Origin of the sequence: Hydrogenophaga sp. (assembly GCF_025699295.1) — a bacterium.
Taxonomy (GTDB): domain Bacteria; phylum Pseudomonadota; class Gammaproteobacteria; order Burkholderiales; family Burkholderiaceae_C; genus Hydrogenophaga.
Window position 1 is genome coordinate 114,187 of the sequence record NZ_JAILWB010000014.1, and the last position, 18,850, is coordinate 133,036.

General features: G+C 69.2%; 20 protein-coding genes and 1 pseudogene. 18 read left to right on the top strand and 3 right to left on the bottom strand.

Annotation, left to right across the window (positions count from 1 at the left end; all coding sequences use genetic code 11):
- The first annotated feature begins 40 nt into the window (after window positions 1-40).
- Window positions 41-1,174 (top strand): molecular chaperone DnaJ, encoded by a 1,134-nt coding sequence (gene dnaJ / locus K5880_RS16165; protein WP_297654505.1) that lies wholly within the window; start codon window positions 41-43, stop codon window positions 1,172-1,174.
- Window positions 1,175-1,246: 72 nt separating this feature from the next.
- On the opposite strand, the gene K5880_RS16170 is transcribed toward dnaJ, so the two are convergent.
- Window positions 1,247-1,678, bottom strand: coding sequence for a GNAT family N-acetyltransferase (locus tag K5880_RS16170; protein ID WP_297654508.1), 432 nt, complete (start codon window positions 1,676-1,678; stop codon window positions 1,247-1,249).
- A gap of 110 nt (window positions 1,679-1,788) precedes the next feature.
- Here K5880_RS16170 and K5880_RS16175 point away from each other — a divergent pair, with 110 nt between their 5' ends.
- From K5880_RS16175 to K5880_RS16205, 7 genes are all read left to right on the top strand, one after another.
- Entirely contained in the window at window positions 1,789-3,153 is a 1,365-nt protein-coding gene (locus tag K5880_RS16175; protein WP_297654511.1) for an MBL fold metallo-hydrolase, read from the top strand.
- A gap of 99 nt (window positions 3,154-3,252) precedes the next feature.
- Window positions 3,253-4,458: a lytic murein transglycosylase gene (locus K5880_RS16180; RefSeq protein WP_297654513.1), complete on the top strand. Its 1,206-nt coding sequence runs from the start codon at window positions 3,253-3,255 to the stop codon at window positions 4,456-4,458.
- 98 nt (window positions 4,459-4,556) lie between these two features.
- The gene (locus tag K5880_RS16185) at window positions 4,557-5,150 is read left to right on the top strand and encodes a response regulator transcription factor (protein ID WP_297654516.1); all 594 of its coding nucleotides are present in this window, start codon (window positions 4,557-4,559) and stop codon (window positions 5,148-5,150) included.
- Window positions 5,151-6,890, top strand: coding sequence for a hybrid sensor histidine kinase/response regulator (locus tag K5880_RS16190; RefSeq protein ID WP_297654519.1), 1,740 nt, complete (start codon window positions 5,151-5,153; stop codon window positions 6,888-6,890). It abuts the gene before it with no gap.
- A gap of 100 nt (window positions 6,891-6,990) precedes the next feature.
- Window positions 6,991-7,290 (top strand): hypothetical protein, encoded by a 300-nt coding sequence (locus tag K5880_RS16195; protein WP_297654522.1) that lies wholly within the window; start codon window positions 6,991-6,993, stop codon window positions 7,288-7,290.
- A gap of 36 nt (window positions 7,291-7,326) precedes the next feature.
- A complete protein-coding gene (locus tag K5880_RS16200; protein WP_297654524.1) occupies window positions 7,327-8,571 on the top strand; it encodes a hypothetical protein in 1,245 nt (414 codons plus the stop codon).
- 71 nt (window positions 8,572-8,642) lie between these two features.
- Window positions 8,643-9,695 (top strand): hypothetical protein, encoded by a 1,053-nt coding sequence (locus K5880_RS16205; RefSeq protein ID WP_297654526.1) that lies wholly within the window; start codon window positions 8,643-8,645, stop codon window positions 9,693-9,695.
- A 9-nt stretch (window positions 9,696-9,704) separates the two neighbouring features.
- Here K5880_RS16205 and K5880_RS16210 read toward each other — a convergent pair whose 3' ends face one another.
- Window positions 9,705-10,673 carry a YafY family protein gene (locus tag K5880_RS16210; RefSeq protein WP_297654528.1) on the bottom strand — a complete coding sequence of 323 codons (969 nt, stop codon included), beginning with the start codon at window positions 10,671-10,673 and terminating at the stop codon, window positions 9,705-9,707.
- Between the two features lie 112 nt (window positions 10,674-10,785).
- Between K5880_RS16210 and K5880_RS16215 the strand changes: the two genes are divergently transcribed.
- Window positions 10,786-11,391, top strand: coding sequence for a glutathione S-transferase family protein (locus tag K5880_RS16215; RefSeq protein WP_297654531.1), 606 nt, complete (start codon window positions 10,786-10,788; stop codon window positions 11,389-11,391).
- 92 nt (window positions 11,392-11,483) lie between these two features.
- Window positions 11,484-12,146, top strand: coding sequence for a methyltransferase domain-containing protein (locus K5880_RS16220; RefSeq protein ID WP_297654533.1), 663 nt, complete (start codon window positions 11,484-11,486; stop codon window positions 12,144-12,146).
- Window positions 12,147-12,208: 62 nt separating this feature from the next.
- Here the strand turns inward: K5880_RS16220 and K5880_RS16225 are convergent, their stop codons facing one another.
- The gene (locus K5880_RS16225) at window positions 12,209-12,379 is read right to left on the bottom strand and encodes a hypothetical protein (RefSeq protein WP_172823098.1); all 171 of its coding nucleotides are present in this window, start codon (window positions 12,377-12,379) and stop codon (window positions 12,209-12,211) included.
- Between the two features lie 223 nt (window positions 12,380-12,602).
- Between K5880_RS16225 and K5880_RS16230 the strand changes: the two genes are divergently transcribed.
- From K5880_RS16230 to K5880_RS16265, 8 genes and pseudogenes are all read left to right on the top strand, one after another.
- Window positions 12,603-12,758 carry a hypothetical protein gene (locus K5880_RS16230; RefSeq protein WP_297654538.1) on the top strand — a complete coding sequence of 52 codons (156 nt, stop codon included), beginning with the start codon at window positions 12,603-12,605 and terminating at the stop codon, window positions 12,756-12,758.
- Window positions 12,713-12,958 (top strand): annotated as a pseudogene (locus K5880_RS16235) (hypothetical protein); the annotation flags it as partial. The gene K5880_RS16230 and the pseudogene K5880_RS16235, both read left to right, overlap by 46 nt.
- 148 nt (window positions 12,959-13,106) lie before the next feature.
- Window positions 13,107-13,862: an SDR family oxidoreductase gene (locus K5880_RS16240; protein ID WP_297654541.1), complete on the top strand. Its 756-nt coding sequence runs from the start codon at window positions 13,107-13,109 to the stop codon at window positions 13,860-13,862.
- 121 nt (window positions 13,863-13,983) lie between these two features.
- Window positions 13,984-14,481, top strand: a complete 498-nt coding sequence (locus K5880_RS16245) for a cupin domain-containing protein (protein ID WP_297654569.1) — start codon at window positions 13,984-13,986, stop codon at window positions 14,479-14,481.
- A gap of 62 nt (window positions 14,482-14,543) precedes the next feature.
- Window positions 14,544-15,368, top strand: a complete 825-nt coding sequence (locus K5880_RS16250; RefSeq protein WP_297654543.1) for an alpha/beta fold hydrolase — start codon at window positions 14,544-14,546, stop codon at window positions 15,366-15,368.
- Window positions 15,369-15,389: 21 nt separating this feature from the next.
- Window positions 15,390-16,220, top strand: coding sequence for an IclR family transcriptional regulator (locus K5880_RS16255; protein WP_297654546.1), 831 nt, complete (start codon window positions 15,390-15,392; stop codon window positions 16,218-16,220).
- Window positions 16,217-17,893, top strand: a complete 1,677-nt coding sequence (locus tag K5880_RS16260; protein WP_297654549.1) for a thiamine pyrophosphate-binding protein — start codon at window positions 16,217-16,219, stop codon at window positions 17,891-17,893. The genes K5880_RS16255 and K5880_RS16260 overlap by 4 nt, the downstream gene beginning before the upstream one ends.
- Window positions 17,890-18,687 (top strand): aspartate dehydrogenase, encoded by a 798-nt coding sequence (locus tag K5880_RS16265; RefSeq protein ID WP_297654552.1) that lies wholly within the window; start codon window positions 17,890-17,892, stop codon window positions 18,685-18,687. The genes K5880_RS16260 and K5880_RS16265 overlap by 4 nt, the downstream gene beginning before the upstream one ends.
- Window positions 18,688-18,850 lie beyond the last annotated feature (163 nt).

Below are 18,850 nucleotides of genomic sequence, written 5' to 3' on the forward strand. Positions count from 1 at the left end.
CTGACGCGGCGTTTGTGTTCCAACCGAACCGCTAGAGACCATGGCTAAACGCGATTTTTACGAAGTGCTGGGTGTGCCCAAGAACGCCTCGGACGAGGAAGTCAAGAAGGCGTATCGCAAGCTCGCGATGAAGCACCACCCGGACCGCAACCAGGGCGACGCTGCCAAGGCGGCCGAAGAGAAGTTCAAGGAGGCCAAGGAAGCCTACGAGATGCTGTCCGACCCGCAGAAGAAGGCCGCCTACGACCAGTACGGCCACGCTGGCGTGGACCCGAACATGCGCGGCGGCCCCGCTGGCGCCGATGGCTTCGGCGGCTTCTCCGAGTCCTTCGGCGACATCTTCGGCGACATCTTCGGCGGCGCGCGCGGCCAGCGCGGCGGCCGCCAGGTGTACCGCGGCGCGGACCTCTCCTACGCGATGGAAATCTCGCTGGAAGAAGCGGCCGCCGGCAAGGAAACGCAGATCCGCATTCCCTCGTGGGACAACTGCGAAACCTGCTCGGGCACCGGCGCCAAGCCCGGCACCAGCGTCAAGACCTGCCCCACCTGCCATGGCCAGGGCGCGGTGCAGATGCGCCAGGGCTTCTTCAGCGTGCAGCAGACCTGCCCGCAATGCCACGGCAGCGGCAAGATCATCCCCGAACCCTGCACCACCTGCCACGGCCAGGGCAAGCTCAAGAAGCAGAAGACGCTGGAGATCAAGATCCCCGCCGGCATCGACGACGGCCAGCGCATCCGCAGCACCGGCAACGGCGAACCTGGCCAGAACGGGGGCCCCTCGGGCGACCTCTACATCGAGGTGCGGCTGCGCAAGCACGACATCTTCGAGCGTGAGGGCGACGACCTGCACTGCCAGGTTCCCGTGAGCATGACGATTGCCGCGCTCGGTGGCGAGATCGACGTGCCCACGCTGCAGGGCAAGGCCACCATCGACCTGCCCGAAGGCACGCAAAGCGGCAAGACCTTCCGCCTGCGCGGCAAGGGCGTCAAGGGCGTGCGCAGCAGCTACCCCGGCGACCTGTACTGCCATGTGGCCGTGGAAACCCCGATCAAGCTCACCGAGCACCAGCGCAAGTTGCTGAAGGAGCTGGATGAGTCGTTCAGGAAGAGCGGTCACAAGCACAGCCCGAACGACAAGGGCTGGTTCGAAAAGGCGAAGTCGTTCTTCAGCTGATCGGGCACGTCTCAAAAAAAATGGCGACGCTACAGCGTCGCTTTTTTTATGGAAGCCCGACCGTTGCAGGGGTCAGTCTTCGCTCAGGTAGCCCCGCTCCAGTTGTTGCTGCGGGTTCTCGAAGATCGCCATGGCCGTCTTCATGCGCAGGAAGCCGAACTTCCGATAAAACGGCTCTTTGCCCGGCACCGCGTAAAGGAGGATTTTCCGGTGTCCACGCGATGCCGCCACCAGCCTGTTGATGATCTCCCTTCCAAGGCCGGTTCCCTGGTGGCTGGGCAGAACCGCCACATCACAGATGTACGAGCAATCCGCTCCATCGGCGAGAGCCCTTCCGACGCCAACCAGGCGCCCTCCGTCGTAGGCGAAGCAACGGAACATGCTGTTGGAGAAAACCGTCTTGAGCCAGTCGGGGCTCTTGTTGCCAAGGGGTGCCGCCAGGTAGAGGGCGGACAACTCCTCCCAATCCAGCGTGTCAAGTGATTCGGACCAGCGAACGGACATGGCTTCTCCCCATGGAAGCGGATGTTTGAAACAGGCGGTGCAGGGCGCGAAGCTGATGGTACAGGCCCTACCGAGCGAGACGCGCACGGGCGGCGCGTAAGATCGGCCGCATGAGCGTTCGCATCCGATTCCTCGGCGGGGCCGGCACCGTCACCGGCTCCAAGTATCTGGTCGAACACGAAGACCAGAGCCTGCTGGTCGACTGCGGCCTGTTCCAGGGCTACAAGCAGCTTCGCCTGCGCAACCGCGACCCGTTGCCGGTGCTGCCCAACCACATCGGCGCGGTGCTGCTCACGCACGCCCACCTGGACCACAGCGGCTACCTGCCACTGCTGGCGCGCGAGGGTTTCCACGGCAAGGTGTGGGTCACGCCAGCCACGCGCGACCTGGCGGCCATCCTGTTGCCAGACAGCGGCCACATCCAGGAAGAAGACGCGGCTTTCGCCAACCGCAAGGGTTTCTCGAAACACGCACCCGCGCTGCCGCTCTACACCGAGAGCGACGCGCTGCAAAGCCTCAAGCTGCTGCGCACGGTGCCCATGCAACAGGCCTTCGAGCCGCTGCGTGGCTGGAGCGCGCGCTTCTCCGGTGCGGGCCATATCCTGGGCGCGGCGAGTGTGCTGCTGGAGGTGGGCGGGCGGCGCATCCTGTTCTCGGGCGACCTCGGCCGACCCGACGATGCCCTCATGCTCGCCCCCGAGCCGCCCCCGGCGGCCGACGTGGTGGTCTGCGAATCCACCTACGGCGACCGCGAGCACCCTGAAGAGGACGTGCTTGCCGAACTCGGCCCGGCGCTTCAGCGCGTGGCCGCGCGCGGCGGCACGGCGGTGGTGCCGGTGTTCGCGGTCGGCCGCGCGCAGGCCCTGCTGCACGCCATCGCGCAGCTCAAGGCCTCGGGCAACCTGCCGCACGGCCTGCCGGTCTACCTCGACAGCCCCATGGCCATCCACAGCACGGAGCTGTTCGCGCGACACCTCGGCGAGCACCGCCTGAGCGCCGCTCAGTGCCGCGACATGGAGCAGGTCGCGCACATGACGCGCAGCGTGGACGAGTCCAAGGCCATCGCGCGCCAGCATGGCCCCAAGGTGATCCTGTCGGCCAGCGGCATGGCCACGGGGGGGCGCGTGCTGCACCACCTGGTGCAGTACCTCGGCGACCACCGCAACATGGTGCTGCTCACCGGCTATCAGGCCCCCGGCACGCGCGGCGCCACGCTGGCCCGCGGCGGCACGCAGTTGCGCATCCACGGGCAGGACTGGCCGGTGCGCGCCGAGGTCGTGCAACTGGCGTCGGCCTCGGCCCATGCCGACGCCAGCCAGCTTCTGGGCTGGCTGCGCTCAATGCCCCGGGCGCCGGTGCGCGTGTTCGTCACGCACGGCGACATGGAGGCCTCCGATGCGCTGCGCCACCGCATCGAGGCCGAACTGCGCTGGCGTGCCCTGGTGCCCGAACATGGCAGCACCTGGGCCGCGTGAACATCTGCACACACAGCCGACGGAACGTATCGCACCCGCCCGACTCCGAGTCGGGACACGGCACCGACTTTCCGGTGCGCCCCCCATGACCGAACCCCGATGACCTTGTTGCGCTCCCCCCTGCTCCTGACCACTGTCCTGCTCGTGTGCGCACCTGCCTGGGCACAGGCGCCGGCCACCAACCCCGGGTTCGAAACCTGCCTGAACGCCTTGCGCGCACCCGCCAGCGCCGCGGGCGTGCGCGACGCCGCGTTCACGCAGTTCACCCAGGGCCTGGTGCCCGACATGTCGGTGATCGACAAGCTCAACTTCCAGCCCGAGTTCCGCACCGCGATCTGGGACTACCTCGCGGGCCTCGTCGACGAGCAGCGCGTCAACGAAGGACTGGCCCGGCTGGCGCAGCATGCCGACACCCTGGCGCGCGTGCAGGAACGTTACGGCGTCGACCCGGCCACGGTGGTCGCGGTCTGGGGCGTGGAGAGCAACTACGGCCAGACCTTCGGCTCCTCGCCACTGGTGCAGTCGCTGGGCACGCTGTCGTGCTACGGGCGCCGCCAGGGCTACTTCCGCACCGAGCTGTTCGCGGCGCTGCGCATCCTGCAGGCCGGGCACATCGCGCCCGAGCGGTTGGTGGGCTCGTGGGCCGGCGCGTTCGGGCACACGCAGTTCATGCCCAGCACCTTCGAGCGTCTGGCGGTGGACTTCGACGGCGACGGCCGTGCCGACCTGATGGACAGCGCACCCGATGCGCTGGCATCGACGGCCAACTATCTGGCCCGCGCCGGCTGGCAGAGCGACCAGCCCTGGGGCTTCGAGGTCAAACTGCCACGCGGTTTCAACACCAGTGCCGAAGGACGGCGCACCAAGCGCACCATGGGCGACTGGGCCGCGCGTGGCGTCACGCGCGTCGACGGCACGCCACTGCCCACCGGCACGGGCGCGGCCGGCCTGCTCACGCCGGCCGGCGTGCCCGGCCCGGCCTTCCTGGTGCTGCGCAACTTCGACGCGATCTACAGCTACAACGCGTCCGAGAGCTACGGCCTCGCCATCGCGCACCTGGCCGACCGCCTGCGCGGCGGCGGCCCCTTCGTCACGCCCTGGCCCACCGACGACCCGGGCCTCTCGCGCGCCGAACGCCGCGAACTGCAGACGCTGCTGATCCTGCGCGGCCATGACATCGGGGAGGTCGACGGCATGCTGGGCGAGCGCAGTCGCGTGGCGATCCGCGCCGAGCAGCAGCGCCTGGGACAGGAGCCCAGCGGGCGCGGCGGGCAGAAGCTGCTGAAGGCGCTGCGCGGCGGCTGAGGCGCGCGCTGGCAGGGCTGAAGCAGCGGCACGGCACCCAAAGCTTCAAGCGGATCGCGTCAGATTTTGACCTTGCGCCGTCGGCTACAGTCTCGCCGATGAAGCTTCTGCTGATCGACGACCATCCGCTTTTCAGCGTGGGGTTTGCCCATGCGCTGGGCCAGGTGGCATCCGGCGTCGAGGTGCTCACCGCACCGACCATCCAGGATGGGCTGAACCAGGCGGCGGCCTGGCCGGGCCTGGACATCGTGCTGATCGACTACCGTCTGGGCGACACCGACGGCCTGGCAGGGCTGCGGCGTTTCGGCGAGCGCTTCCCCCTGGTCGCGCGCGTGCTGATCTCCGGCGATGAAGACCCGGCGCTGGCGCAGCGGGCGCGTGCGGCCGGCGCCAGCGGCTTCCTGGGCAAGTCGGCATCCATCGCGGCGCTGCTGGCGGCGCTGCAGCGCGTGGCCAGCGGCGACGTGGTGTTCGACGATGCGGCCCTGCGCGTCTGCAGGGCGGGGGCCACCGCGCGCCAGATGGAGGTGCTGACCCTGGTGGCCCAGGGCCAGCCCAACAAGCGCATCGCGCTCGAGCTGGGCATTGCCGAGCGCACGGTGAAGCTGCACGTCACCGCCTTGCTCGATGCGCTGGGTGCACGCAACCGCACCCATCTGCTGGTGCGCGCGCGCGAGCAGGGGTTGTTGTAGATGCCTTGGCCACGCCTGCGCGCCTGGCTCGAGGGGCTCGAAAGCGAGCAGCTCGACCACCTGTTCCGGTTCACGTCGCTGACGTCGTTGATGACCACGCTGGCGGCCCTGATCCTGTACGGGGCGTTTCGCAGCGGTGACGGGTTCGATGCAGCCGACGGCTGGATGCTCACGGTTGTGCTCGTCAGCGTGGCGCGCATCGCCGGCGCGCGCCGCTACCACCGCCTGCGCCCGGCGCGCGACCGCCTGCACCGCTGGGCCGCATGGGCGTTCGGCACCATCTTGCTGCAGGGGCTGCTGCTCGGCTCCCTGAGCCTGATCTGGCTGCGGCCGGCGGCGCCGGAGGTCGAGTCGCTGCTGCACATCGTCGTGGCGACAATCGTCATCGGCGCCGCGGTGCCCCTGCCGCCCTTCTATCCCGTGTTCGTCGCCTTCGTCGTCTGCGTGATGGGGCCGCTGGCATTGCGTGACTTGTGGATTGCCGACGCCTACCACCTGACGCTGGCGGCGCTGGTCGTGGCCACCGGCCTGTACACCTTGCAAGGGGGGCGCCGTCAGGCGCAGGCCCTGGCGCAGACGCAGGCCGAGCGGCGCAAGAACGCCGCGCTGATCGAGGCCCTGCGGCTGGAGAACCAGCGCGCCGAGCGGGCTCACGACGCCAAGGCCCGCTTCTTTGCCGCGGCCAACCACGACTTGCGCCAGCCCCTGCATGCCATGGGTTTGCTCGCGCACACCCTGAACGAGGACGGTGCCGCGGCACGCGGCGACGAGGTGCCGGCGCGCCTGGTGGAATGCGTCGACAGCATGGCGCAGATCGTCGACGAACTGCTCGAACTGGCCCAGGTGGATGTCGCGGGCGTGGTGCCACGGCTGGAAACATTCGCACTCGACGCCTTGCTGCGCGAGGTGGTGCGCACCCATGAACTGCAGGCCAGGCACAAAGGCCTGACGCTGGAAATTCACAGCAGCGCCCTGGCGGTGCGCAGCGACCGCCGCCTGCTCGCCCGTGTGCTGGCCAACCTGTTGTCCAACGCGCTGCGCTACACGGAGCACGGTGCCGTGCGGCTGGTCTCCCGAGTCCAGGGGGATCGCGTGGAAGTCAGCGTGGAGGACAGCGGCATCGGCATCGCCGGGCACGAGCTGCCGCGCATCTTCGAGGAGTTCTACCAGGTGGGCAACCCGGCGCGGGACAGGCGCCTGGGCGTCGGGCTGGGCCTGGCAACCGTCAAGCGCCTGGGCGAGCTGCTGGACCTGCGCGTCCAGGTGCAGTCCACGCCCGGGCAAGGCAGCGTGTTCCGCATCTCGCTGCCGTTGCACGACGCCACGCCCACCGCCATCGCGGCACCGGCCGCACCGCACGACGCGCTGCTGGCACAGCGCCGTGTGCTGTTGATCGAGGACGACGCCGACTCGCGTGCGGCGCTGATCGGCCTGCTGCGCGCCTGGGGCTGTGACGTGCGGTCGGCCGAGGACGTGGCCAGCGCGCGCCAGCGACTGACCGAGGGGTTCGCGCCCGAGGCGGTGCTGGCCGACCTGCGGCTCGCGGGCGGCGCCAGCGGCATTGAAGCCGTGCTCGCGGTACGAAGCACAGTCGGCCAGGAACTGCCGGCGCTGCTGGTCACGGGCGACGTGGGTGACGCACAGGCACAACGCGCCGAGGCCGCGGGCCTGCGCCTGCTGGCCAAGCCGGTCAAGCCGATGCAACTGCGCGCTTTCCTGGGCCAGGCCTTCGGAAGCTGATGGCAGGAGCCCACAACCTGCCCTTTGGGTCTATTCAAACCCGGACACCCGCTGCCTACCATCGAGACCATTCCCGCAACGACCACAAGGAACGACTCGAATGGTTCAGATCCAAACCCGCGCCCTGGCACTGGCCGCCCTCATGGCCCTGGGCGGCTGCGGCAGCATCGCCAGCTCCACCAACAGCCTCTCCGACGACCGCCTGAAATCCGAGGCGGCAGGCGCGATCGGCATGTCGCCGGGCGAGCTGTCGCTGCTCAACCGGCGCACCGAAGGCACCAACACCTTCTACGCCGTCAAGGCGCGCGATGGCAAGGAATACCACTGCGTCATCAATGGCGGCAACCTGCTGAGCTTCGGCATGACCAACCCGCCCAGTTGCAAGCGCAAGGGCGGTTGACGCCCGGGACTGCTCACAACTGAAGGGAGCCTCGTGATGCGCCATCTGCCGAAGCTGGCAGGCCTGTGCCTGCTGGCCGCCTTGAGCAACACCGCCGCTGCGGGCTGGGTGCTCTTCCACCAGGAGGGCCAACCCGGCCAGCGGGAAGCCTACTTCACCGAGATCACCCGCGCCACCGAGCGGACCGGCATGGACAGCATGCTGGGCCCCACCAGCGTCTGGGAACTGCCCGTCCTGGTGGTTCACGAGTCCGCCGCCGCGCCGGAGTGGACGGAGCTGAAACTGCAGTTCCAATGCATGAACAGGCACCGGGCCCCGTCCTACGGCGAGGCGCAAAAGGCGGCCAACGCCAGGCAGGAAGGCCAGGTGCACAGCCCGTCGACCGTGGCAGATGGCCGGAACGACCCGGCCCGGTGGAACGACCCGGTGACCATGCGCATTGCCGCGCGCAGCTACACCGTGCCCCGGGTCGATCTGTCGAACCGGCCGCTGGCGGAAACGCCGTGGGCCAGGGAGGCCCGCGCGCCGATGATCAAGGCACAGAAGTTCGCCTGCCAGGGAGAGGACGTGCGCCATGCCTTGCAGACGGCCATGTCCCAGGGCCCGTTCGACGTGGGCCGCTTCAACACCGAGCTGCAGAAGATCGGCCTGGTGGAGCCGGTGCATCCGCTCGAAGCCAGAACCGCCGTCGCGCTGCTGGACCTGAGCTGGAACGTGCTCTGGAAAGGCAGCAAGCGGCCCGACCCGTCCGGCCTCTGGGTGAAAAAGCTCAGCCCGCAGGAAAAGGCCCGCAACGAGGCCCAGTACGCCGCCATCCAGAAGCAGATGGACGACGCCGTGCAGACATCGAACGAACGCTACCTGCCCGGGCTCAGGCAGATGCAGGCGGAACACGGGTTCGTGGAAGCGGCGGCCAGGGTGCGCGGCACACGTTCGCTCAGCAAGATGGAAGCCTCGGCATTGATGGTGTGGCTGGCCCGGGAGGAAAGCGAAGTCGCCGCAAGAATGGGCGCCCCGACCGTCACGCAGTCCGGCAAGCTGAAGTTCCTGCGCTACGACCAGTCCTTTGACAACTCGTCGGCGATGGTCCACGTTCCCAGCGGCCGCGTTCTGGAGCAAGGCGTGCGCACCCACTGCGAGGCGCAGTTCGTGATGCTGCAGGACGCAGGCAACGTCTGGCGCGTCGCCGATGTCCGCATCGATGGTTCGTCCAGTCGACCGGGCATCAACCCCTGCCAGGGCCTGTTGACCGTGCCGGATGTTCCCTCTGCCCGGAAATGAAAATGCCGGCCTCTGAACGGTCCATCGTGCGAACAACCCGACACCTGTTCTGGCCGCTCCTGGCGGCCGGCATGTTGGCCACCGCGGGTGCTGCCCAACCGGGTGGCCCCGGGCTGCCCCTCCACGCGGACGGCAAAACCATGCTGGTGACCAAGTCCGGCCTGGGCGCCTGGATGCTGCACGAGGACCCGGCCAACCCGCGCCTGAACTGCTCGGTGAAGTTCGTGTCGGCCAGAAAGCAGCAGTCCGGCCTGGCCCTGCTGGGGCCCACGAGGAAAACGCCCGGCGCCATGATCCTGTTCAACGGTGAGGACATCCCCCCGTCCCCATCCCCCCAGGACATTCAGGTGGAACTGGTGCAGCACAGTCTGGCGTCCACGCGCCTGCGTGCCACGCAGCTTCCGCGCCAGCAGGGTTCGCAGGATGGTCTTCTTGCCGTTGCGGCAGGCGACATCCGGCAGACCCTGAAGTCGATGCGGGACAGCGAACACAACCTGCAGATCCGGCTGGAGGGCAACACGGTCTTCTCGCTGGACTACGACGGCCTGGCACTGGCACGCGACGCCATGCTCGGCTGCCTGGAGGGCCGGCAGTTCGCGGGCCAGAGCCTGAAAGAGGCCACGGCGGAAATCCGGCCTCTGGGCACGTCCGTCATCAAGGGGCAGGCGTACTTCAAGGGTGCCTTGCTGGCACCCAAAAAGTACCCGCCCAAGGGCAGCGAGGCGATCGGGCTGATCTGGATGACCGACGAATTCAAGGTCTGGTACGAGCAGGTGAAGCGCGACCAGAAAATGCCGAAGCACATTCCCCAGTCCGTCCTGAAGCACTTCATGCGCACGAAGGTGCTGGACGACCAGGGCAGCTTCATGTTCACCAACATGCCCGCAGGCGAATACCTGTTGATCAGCGACTTCTCCTACGAACGCACCCGCAACCAGGTCGAAGTGATCGGCCGGACGGACGTGTACACGGCCGGGGGCAACTACATCGGATCGAACGACCAGATCACCGTCAACACCTACGCATTCCAGCAGGGGGTGACCTTCGAGAAGCGCGTCGTCGTGCCCGCCGACGGCGAGACGATCGAGGTGACGCTGGACAAGTCGTGCCTCTTCGGCTGTTGAGGGCTCGCTTCACCCGCCTGCAGCAGCCACCGCCCGCGCCACCCGCTCCCCCGCCGCGCGCAGCCGGTCGATGAGGGCCGGGGGCACCAGAGGCTCGAACTCCACGTCCAGCGACATCAGCCAGTACACCAGCCAGTCGAGCTGGTGCGCGGGGCAGCGCATCAGGCAGCGCGTGTCGTCGATGGCTTCCAGCCGCGCCGCCGCGGGCGGGATGCGCGGCGCCATCGCCTCCATGGGCTGGTGCAGCACCACCTTCGCCTCTTCGCCGTGGATCTCCACCGCGATCGCGCCTGCCACGTAGGCGCGCAGGTCGCCGCCGCCGGGCCCGGGGCGCGGTGCGAAGTGCGCGCCGTTGACGGGTTCGCCTTCCACGCGGTCGATGCGGAAGGTGCGCCAGTCGCTGCGCGCCGGGTCCCAGGCCACGAGGTACCAGCGGCTGCCGGTGTGCACCAGGCCCTGTGGCTCCACCGTGCGCGTGCTGCTGCGGCCTTTCCCGTCGCGGTAGGCAAAGCCCACCTGCAGCTGGTCGCGGCAGGCCGTGGCCAGCGTGGCCAGCGCGCCGGCATCGATGGTCGGTCCCATGTGCTGCATCGGCAGGATGGCCGAGCGCAGCGCATCGGTGCGGCGGCGCAGGCGCGACGGCATCACCTGCTCCAGCTTCACCAGCGCGCGCAGCGAGCTTTCTTCAACACCGCTCACGGTGCCGGCCGCGGCGACCTGCAGCGCAATGGCCACGGCCAGCGCCTCTTCGTCGTCCAGCAGCAGCGGCGGCAGCGACTGCCCCGCGCGAAAGGCATAGCCCCCGGCCACGCCGCTGCTGGCGTGGATGGGGTAGCCGAGCTGGCGCAGGCGGTCGATGTCGCGGCGCAGGGTGCGCGGGTGCACCTGCAGCCGCTCGGCGAGTTCGGGCCCCGCCCAGTGGCTGCGGGTCTGCAGGAGGGAGAGCACACGGAGCAGTCGGGTCGACGAGGACAGCATGGCCACATCCTACCTCTTGTCGAGGGTCATAACTGTCCGCAATGTCCGCGACATTGCGGGCACCGGTTCGACGCGGTGTCGGACCAGTTTTCAACCCTGCAAGGAGCTCACCATGTCCCGAATCGTTCTCTACTGGCACCCCATGTCCAGCGCCACCCCCATCGCCTGCGCACTGGCCGAGCTCGGCGTGCCGCACGAGCGCGTCAAGGTCGACATCACCACCGGAGAGCAGCGCCGCCCGGCCTACCTGGCCCTCAACCCCAACGGCAAGGTGCCCACGATGACGGTGGACGGCGCGCCCATGTTCGAGGCCCTGGCCATGCACCTGTGGCTGGGCGACACGCACGGCGTGGAAAAAGGACTGTGGCCGGCCGCGGGCACGCCCGAGCGGCTGCAGGCGATGTCGTGGTGCACCTGGTCCTACGTGACCTACGGCGCGCAACTGGTGCGCCTGCAGGCCGCGCGCGACCTGGGTACACCCGACGACGCCCATGGCCACGCGGCGCACAAGGGGCTGGACGAACTCCTGGCCCTGCTTGACGCGCGGCTGGCAGCACAGCCCTGGATGCTGGGCAGCGGCTATTCGCTGGTGGACCTGTGCGTGGGCTCGGTCATCGGCTACAGCGCCTACATCGGCGCGCCGGTGGCTGCGCATCCGCACGTGCTGGCCTGGTTGCATAAGGTGCAGGCGCGCCCTGCCATGCAGATCGAGGCCTGAAGCACAGGCCCGTCGCCGCGCGGCGGCGAGCGGGCTTGCGCGCATGGATGCAATGCGTGGTACCGTGCCCCACACCCTCCACGAAAGCATCCATGCCAGGCTACCAGGTCCGGACCGAGACACTGCAACTCGGCGGCGAAGACTGGCACATCCGTCGCCTCAGCGACGACCAGCAATACACCGACACCGACCACAGCGCCGCCGACATCGGCCTGCCGCCGGCGGGCTGGTCGCATTTCGGTCAGGTGTGGCCGTCGTCGCGCGTGCTGGCGCTGGCCATGCTCACGCACCCCATCGCGGGTTTGCGCGTGCTGGAGATCGGCGCGGGCCTGGCGCTGGCCAGCCTGGTCATGCACCGCCGTGGCGCGGACGTGACCGTGAGCGACTGGCACCCGCTGACCGAAGAATTCCTGCGCCACAACCTCGCACTCAACGGTCTGGGCCCGCTGCCCTACCAGGCGGGCAACTGGGAGAGCACCGCCGCCACCGACAACCCGGCGCTGGGCCGCTTCGACCTGATCGTGGGCAGCGACCTGCTGTACGAACGCCAGCAGCCGGCGCAACTCGCGGCCTTCATCTTCCGCCACGCCGCGCCTGCGGCGGTGGTCATCATCGTCGACCCCGACCGGGGCAACCGCCCGGCCTTCGGCCGCGACATGGCCGCGCTGGGCTTCACGCTGACCATGCTCTCGGCCGCGCGAACGCTGGAAGATGGCGTGGCCTACAAGGGTCGCTTCCTGACCTTCACCCGCTGAAAAGCAAAAGGCCCGCGATGCGGGCCTTTTGCTAGGGGCTGGCCGCTGGGGCCAGCAGGCGATCAGCCGCCCTTCTTCGAGCGCTTGCCCGGGTTCTTCTTGCTGCGCGTGGCCACGCCGCGCTCCAGGCTCACGCGCTGGCCGCGGCCCGGGGAGGTCAGCGACACACCAGCGACGGGCGTAGGACGGGGGGTGGCTTTGCGGTCGGCTTCGGTGACGATTTTGTTGCCCATGGCTGGTTCCTGAGAGAGATTGCAAAGTCGCTATTAGGCCATAGACGAACGGCACCGAATCACCCAAGCCCGTGAGCGCCGCGGTGGCCCGGCCGCAGCCGCCGCCAATACCCCGCGAACTTGGTAGGTTTTTGCAGACAAAGCCCGGCAAGAGCCCTAGCATTGATTCCGTAATGAATCAATGTTTCATCTACAAAACATCAATCGCCACCCACAGGACCCCATGAACGACGCACTCCACGGCCCCAGCAGCACCGGCCCGGCAACGGCGCATCCCGCGATCGAATTCATCGGCGTGGACAAACGCTTTCCCGCCCGCGGCAAGACGGCTACGCCCTGGGCATCTCGCCCAAGGTCGCGTTCGCGCCACTGTTCGTGATGTGGCTGGGCTACACCATGTATCCCAAGATCCTGGTCACGATCCTGCTCGTGTTCTTCGAGGGCCAGGGCAACACCGCCGGTGTGTTCGTGGTCATCGCCGCGCTCACCGTCATCGGCATCCTCGCCTGCCACGCGGTGGTGATCGCCGAGAAGCGCGTGCTGCACTACCTGCCCAGCGCCGAGCGCCGCGTGGCCTGAAAAACATGAACACCCCCCTGCGCCGCTGCGCGGCTTCCCCCCTCTGTGACGCGCCTTCGGCGCTTCGATGGGGGACGGCGCCTCGGGCCGGCGGAGCCGGACCCTTGACGCCCTTGTATCAACTTCCCCTCCTGGGTAAATGACTTCCATGAGCCACAACGAGATTCTGCTCACCGGCCGCCGCGTCCTCGTCACCGGCGCGGCGCGTGGCCTGGGCGCAAGCTTTGCCCAGGCGCTGGTGCAGGCCGGCGCGCGCGTCGTCATCAGCGACGTGCTGCACGAACAGGGGCGCCAGCTGGCGCACGACCTCGGCCCCTCGGCGCACTACGTGCCGCTGGACCTGCTGGACGCGGCCAGCGTGCGCGACGGCGTGACCGCGGCCGCGCAGTGGCTCGGCGGCCTGGACGGCCTGATCAACAACGCCGCCATCACCCACTCCGGTGGCAAGTACATGGCGCAGATCAGCCCCGAGACCTGGGACCTGGTGATGGACGTCAACGTGCGCGGCACCTGGCTCGTCACCACCGCCGCCCGCCCGCACCTGGCCGCCAGCGGCAGCGGCCGCGTGGTCAACCTCGCCTCCGACACCGCCATGTGGGGCGCGCCGCGCCTGCTGGCCTACGTGGCCAGCAAGGGCGCCGTGATCGCCATGACGCGTTCGCTGGCGCGCGAGATGGGCGAGGACGGCATCACCGTCAACGCCATCGCTCCCGGCCTCACTCTCGTCGAAGCCACCACCTACGTGCCGCAGGAGCGGCACGACTACTACCTCAAGGGCCGCGCCATCCAGCGGCCCCAGGTCCCCGAAGACGTCAATGCCGCCGCGCTGTTTCTGCTGACGCAAGCCAGCGGCTTCATCACCGGTCAGCTGCTGCCGGTCAACGGCGGCTTCACCATGAACTGAGAAGGAGAAACCCATGAGCACCGCGATCATCGACAAGCCCGCAGCGGCCAACGCCCCCGTGTTCAACGAACGCGGCCTGATGGATCCCAACATCCCGCCCGAGGCGGAAACCCAGCGCGGCATGATGCGCGCCGAGGGCCAGAGCTTCGCGCAGTGGATGGACAGCCGCGTGGCGCGCAAGTCCACCCGCAGCTACGACTGGGACGCACTGAAGTTCCAGGCCGACTACGACCCCAAGTACCGCCGTGCGCAGATGCGCTACGTGGGCACCGGCGGCACCGGCGTGAACAAGGACACCAACACCGTGCCCGCCGCGCACTTCACCTTCTCGACCATGGTGATCCCGGCCGGCAACATCGGCCCCTCGCACATCCATTACGACGTGGAGGAAATCTTCTTCGTCATGCGCGGCGCCATGAAGGTGGTCTGCGAGAAAGACGGCGAGCGCTGGGAGACCATCGTCGGCGAGCGCGACCTGATCTCGGTGCCGCCCGGCGTGTACCGCGAGGAGCACAACGTGGGCGACGAAGACGCGCTGATGTGCGTGATGCTGGGCTCGCCCAGGCCGATCACGCCGACGTATCCGCCGGACAGCCCTCTCGCCAAGATCAAAAGGTAATCCCCTCGCGCCTCGGCGTTCCGGATGGAAGTCCTTCCATTCCTCGCATTTTTTCTTCTGACATGACGCCTCTCGAAGCCCTCGCCCTGCACCCGCTGCGCTCTGTTGCGCTGGCGGACGGCGCGCGCGTGTCCTTCCGCGACGCGGGCGCCGTGACTGAGGTGACGCACGTGCTGCTGCACGGCATCGGTTCGGCCTCGGGCAGCTGGGTGCGCCAGCTCGATGCGGCGCGCGGCCAGGCGCTGCGCGTGCTGGCCTGGGACGCGCCGGGCTACGGCAGCAGCGACCCGGTGGCCAGTGACTGGCCCGACGCCGGCGACTACGCCGGGCGCCTCTGGGCCTGGCTCGACGCGCTGGACGTGCAGACGCCGGTGACGCTGGTCGGCCATTCGCTGGGCGCGCTCATGGCCGCGCGCGCCGCCATGGTGGCGCCACAGCGTGTGCTCCGGCTGGTGCTGCTGTCACCGGCCGCCGGCTACGGCGACGCCGAAGCCGCCGTGCGCGAGAAAAAGCTGCAGGACCGCCTGGCCACCCTGGAACGCCTGGGCCCGCAGGGCATGGCGCAGGCGCGCGCCGCGGCCATGCTCTCGCCCCACGCGGCGCCCGAGCTGGTCAAGGCGGTGCACGAGAGCATGTCGCAGGTGATTCCGGCGGGCTACACCCAGGCCGCGCGCCTGCTCGCCCGCGGCCGCCTCGCGGCCGACCTCGCACAGCTGCGCTGCCCGGTGGCGGTGGCCAGCGGCAGCGCCGACGCCATCACCACGCCGGCGTCCTGCCAGGCCGTGGCGCAGGCGGCTGGCGTGGCGTGGAATGATCTGGGTCCCGTGGGCCATGCGTGCCCGCTCGAAGCCCCCGGCCAGGTCAATGCCCTGCTGGGCCTGCACTGACAACCAGGAGAGGAACACACCATGGCCAACGACAAGACCACAGACGACCGCTACACCGTGCCCGCCCTCATGCGTGGCCTGCAGTTGCTGATGCTGTTCAGCCGCGACGAGCGCGAGCTCACCGGCGCCGAGATCTCGCGCCGCCTGGAACTGCCGCGCGCCTCGGTGTTCCGCATGCTGCAGACGCTGGAACAGGGCGGCTTCGTCGAACGCGTGGGCGACGGCGCCTACTACAAGCTCGGCCTGGCCGTGCTGCGCCTGGGCTTCGAGTTCCTCGCATCCATGGAGCTCACCGAACACGGCCGCCCCGTCCTTGAGTCGCTGCGCGACGGATGCGGCTACTCGGCCCACCTGGTGGTGCGCGACGCGCGCGACGTGGTCTTCATCGCCAAGGTGGCCGGCCGCAGCGCGCTCTTCCATTCCATCCAGGTCGGCGCGCGCCTGCCCGCCCACGCCACCGTGCTGGGCCGCCTGCTGCTGTCCGACCTCGACCTGCCCGCGCTCCGGCAGCTCTACCCTGAACCCGAGCTGCCCGTCTTCACCCCGCGCACGCCGACCACGGTCGAGCAGCTCAAGGCGCTGATCGACCAGGACCGCGCCAACGGCTACGGCGTGAGCCAGGGCGGCTTCGAGACCGGCATCTCCACCATCGCCGCGCCGGTGTTCAACGACCGGGGCGAAGTCGCCGCGGCGGTGAGCATCAGCGTGCCCGCGCAGCAGGTCCAGCCCGGCGAGCTCGAGGTGCTGATCCAGCACGTGCGCGCCGCCGCCACCCAGCTCACCGAACGCATCAGCCACTCGCCCAGCCGCGGTGGCTGGCAGACCAAACCGTCCGAAAAGAAAGTTGCATGAGCCCGTCACACAAACGCATCACGGTGGGGGAACTCGCCGCCCGCTTCCTGGAGGAATGCGGCGTGCGCGCCGCCTTCGGCGTCATCTCCATCCACAACATGCCCATCCTCGACGCGTTCCACACGCGCCAGAAGATCCGCTTCGTCTCCGCGCGCGGCGAGGCCGGCGCCTGCAACATGGCAGACGCCTACGCCCGCGTCAGCGGCACGCTGGGCGTGTGCGTCACCAGCACCGGCACGGGCTGCGGCAACGCCGCGGGCGCGATGGTCGAGGCCATCACCGCCGGCACGCCTTTGCTGCACCTCACGGGGCAGATCGAATCGCCCTTCCTGGACCGCGACCTGGGCTACATCCACGAACACCCGGCGCAGCTGGCCATGCTCAAGGCCGTGGGCAAGGACGCCTTCCGCATCCGCAACCCCGAGACCGCGCTGGCCACGCTGCGCGAGGCCGTGCGCCTGGCGCAGACGCCGCCCTGCGGCCCGGTGAGCATCGAGATCCCGATCGACGTGCAGAAGATGAAGCTGGACCTGCCGGCCGACCTTTCGCCGCTGGCGGTGCCGCCGGTGCAGCCGAACCTGGCCACCGTCGACGCGCTGGTCGAGCGCCTCATCAACGCCAGACGCCCCCTGCTGTGGCTCGGTGGCGGCGCGCGCGGTGCCAGCGCGGCGGCGCAGCGCCTGGTGGCCATGGGCTGGGCCGTGGTGTCCTCGGTGCAGGGCCGCGGCATCGTGCCCGAAGACCACCCCGCCACGCTGGGCTCGTACAACCTGCAGAAACCGGCCGAGGCGTTCTACGAAACGGTGGACGCCATGCTCGCCGTGGGCACGCGCCTGCGCAGCAACGAAACGCTGAACTACAAACTCAAGCTGCCCGCCACGCGCTACCGCGTCGACGCCAACCCGCTGGCCGACAACCGCGGCTACAGCAGCGAACTGTTCGTGCACGGCGACGCCGAACTCACGCTCAACGCCCTGGCCGACCGGCTGGAAGGCCGCATGCAGATCGACCCGCAGCTCGCGGCCGACGTGAAACGCGCGCGCGCCGAGGCCGGCTCGCTGGTGGACGGCACGCTGGGCCAGTACGTCAAGCTCAAGAACACGCTGGCCGAGGTGGTCGGCAAGCAGCTCTGGTGGGTGCGCGACATCACGCTGTCCAACAGCATGTGGGGCAACCGCGCCCCCGCGCTGGACCACCCGCGCGGCGGCGTGCACGCCCTGGGCGGCGGCATCGGCCAGGGCCTGGCCATGGGCGTGGGCGCGGCCGTGGCCGATGCCGAGCACGCGCTGGGCCGGCGCACCGTCTCGCTCTGTGGCGACGGTGGCTTCATGCTCAACGTCGGTGAACTCGCCTGCGCCGCGCAGGAGAGGGCCAGCGTGGTCTTCCTTGTCATGAACGACCAGCGCTACGGCGTCATCAAGAACATCCAGGACGACATCTACGGCAGCCGCCACGCCTACGTGGAACTGCACACGCCCGACTTCGCGCAGCTGTGCGCCAGCCTGCAGGTGCCGCACTTCAAGCTGGCCGACCCGGCCACCACGCGCGAGACCCTGCAGAAGGCAATGGCGCACGCCGCCGGCCCGGTGGTGGTGGAAGTGGACATGAACGCCTGGGGCCCGTTCGCGGTGAAGTTCGCCGGCCCGCCCAAGAAGAAGGAAGAAGAGGTATGACGCAGCCACAGCAGGTCACGCTGATCGGTTTCGGCGCCATCGGCCGCACGCTGATGGCGCGCATGGCCGGGCACGCCTCGGTGCGCATCACCCACGTGGTGGTGCCCGAGAGCCACCGCGCCGAAGTGCAGGCCGCCGCCGGCGACGGCGTGACGGTGTGCAACGAAGTACCCGCCGAGACCGCCCTGCTGCTCGAATGCGCGGGCCATGCCGCGATCGACTGCCACGTGCTGCCCGCGCTGGAGCGCGGCATCGAATGCGCGGTGCTGTCCATCGGCGCGCTCTCGGCCGACGGCCTGCCCGAGAAGCTGGCCGACGCGGCGCAGCGCGGCGGCACGCGCGTGCACCTGCTGGCCGGCGCGGTTGGTGGCATCGACGCGATCGCGTCCGCGCGCATCGCCGGCCTGGACAGCGTCACCTACACCGGCCGCAAGCCACCCTCCGGCTGGCGCGGCACCACCGCCGAACAGGTGGTGGACCTGGACGCGATCACCGCGCCCACGGTGATCCTGGAAGCCTCGGCGCGCGAAGCCGCGCGCCTGTACCCGAAGAACGCCAACGTGGCCGCCACCGTCTCGCTCGCCGGCCTGGGCCTGGACGCGACCCGCGTGCGCCTGATCGCCGACCCGACGGTGACCGAGAACATCCACGAGATCGACGTGCGCGGCGCCTTCGGCGAGATGCAGATCACCATGCGCGGCAAGCCCCTGCCCGACAACCCCAAGACCTCCGCACTGACCGTGCTCTCGGCCCTGCGCTTCCTGCACAACCGCACCTCGGCCGTGACGATATGAAGTGCAGCCCGACGTCGAAGAAATGCGCTCCTTCCCCCTCTGGGGGAAGGCTGGGATGGGGGCAGGCGCACCGACCACGCCACTGCATGCGAGGGCCCCCCCCCCCCCCCACCCCCCCGGGGGGGGGGGGGGGGCCCCCCCGGCCAGAGGGTTTTGAAGTCAG

What these genes read in the sequence shown, in the direction of transcription:
- K5880_RS16180 (WP_297654513.1), top strand. Translation starts at nt 3,253, where the DNA reads ATGACCTTGTTGCGCTCCCCCCTGCTCCTGACCACTGTCCTGCTCGTG.
- K5880_RS16245 (WP_297654569.1), top strand. Translation starts at nt 13,984, where the DNA reads ATGATGCGCGCCGAGGGCCAGAGCTTCGCGCAGTGGATGGACAGCCGC.
- K5880_RS16175 (WP_297654511.1), top strand. Translation starts at nt 1,789, where the DNA reads ATGAGCGTTCGCATCCGATTCCTCGGCGGGGCCGGCACCGTCACCGGC.
- K5880_RS16240 (WP_297654541.1), top strand. Translation starts at nt 13,107, where the DNA reads ATGAGCCACAACGAGATTCTGCTCACCGGCCGCCGCGTCCTCGTCACC.
- K5880_RS16210 (WP_297654528.1), bottom strand. Translation starts at nt 10,673, where the DNA reads ATGCTGTCCTCGTCGACCCGACTGCTCCGTGTGCTCTCCCTCCTGCAG.
- K5880_RS16190 (WP_297654519.1), top strand. Translation starts at nt 5,151, where the DNA reads ATGCCTTGGCCACGCCTGCGCGCCTGGCTCGAGGGGCTCGAAAGCGAG.
- K5880_RS16265 (WP_297654552.1), top strand. Translation starts at nt 17,890, where the DNA reads ATGACGCAGCCACAGCAGGTCACGCTGATCGGTTTCGGCGCCATCGGC.
- K5880_RS16255 (WP_297654546.1), top strand. Translation starts at nt 15,390, where the DNA reads ATGGCCAACGACAAGACCACAGACGACCGCTACACCGTGCCCGCCCTC.
- K5880_RS16185 (WP_297654516.1), top strand. Translation starts at nt 4,557, where the DNA reads ATGAAGCTTCTGCTGATCGACGACCATCCGCTTTTCAGCGTGGGGTTT.
- K5880_RS16230 (WP_297654538.1), top strand. Translation starts at nt 12,603, where the DNA reads ATGAACGACGCACTCCACGGCCCCAGCAGCACCGGCCCGGCAACGGCG.
- K5880_RS16260 (WP_297654549.1), top strand. Translation starts at nt 16,217, where the DNA reads ATGAGCCCGTCACACAAACGCATCACGGTGGGGGAACTCGCCGCCCGC.
- K5880_RS16200 (WP_297654524.1), top strand. Translation starts at nt 7,327, where the DNA reads ATGCGCCATCTGCCGAAGCTGGCAGGCCTGTGCCTGCTGGCCGCCTTG.
- dnaJ (WP_297654505.1), top strand. Translation starts at nt 41, where the DNA reads ATGGCTAAACGCGATTTTTACGAAGTGCTGGGTGTGCCCAAGAACGCC.
- K5880_RS16215 (WP_297654531.1), top strand. Translation starts at nt 10,786, where the DNA reads ATGTCCCGAATCGTTCTCTACTGGCACCCCATGTCCAGCGCCACCCCC.
- K5880_RS16250 (WP_297654543.1), top strand. Translation starts at nt 14,544, where the DNA reads ATGACGCCTCTCGAAGCCCTCGCCCTGCACCCGCTGCGCTCTGTTGCG.
- K5880_RS16170 (WP_297654508.1), bottom strand. Translation starts at nt 1,678, where the DNA reads ATGTCCGTTCGCTGGTCCGAATCACTTGACACGCTGGATTGGGAGGAG.
- K5880_RS16220 (WP_297654533.1), top strand. Translation starts at nt 11,484, where the DNA reads ATGCCAGGCTACCAGGTCCGGACCGAGACACTGCAACTCGGCGGCGAA.
- K5880_RS16195 (WP_297654522.1), top strand. Translation starts at nt 6,991, where the DNA reads ATGGTTCAGATCCAAACCCGCGCCCTGGCACTGGCCGCCCTCATGGCC.
- K5880_RS16225 (WP_172823098.1), bottom strand. Translation starts at nt 12,379, where the DNA reads ATGGGCAACAAAATCGTCACCGAAGCCGACCGCAAAGCCACCCCCCGT.
- K5880_RS16205 (WP_297654526.1), top strand. Translation starts at nt 8,643, where the DNA reads ATGTTGGCCACCGCGGGTGCTGCCCAACCGGGTGGCCCCGGGCTGCCC.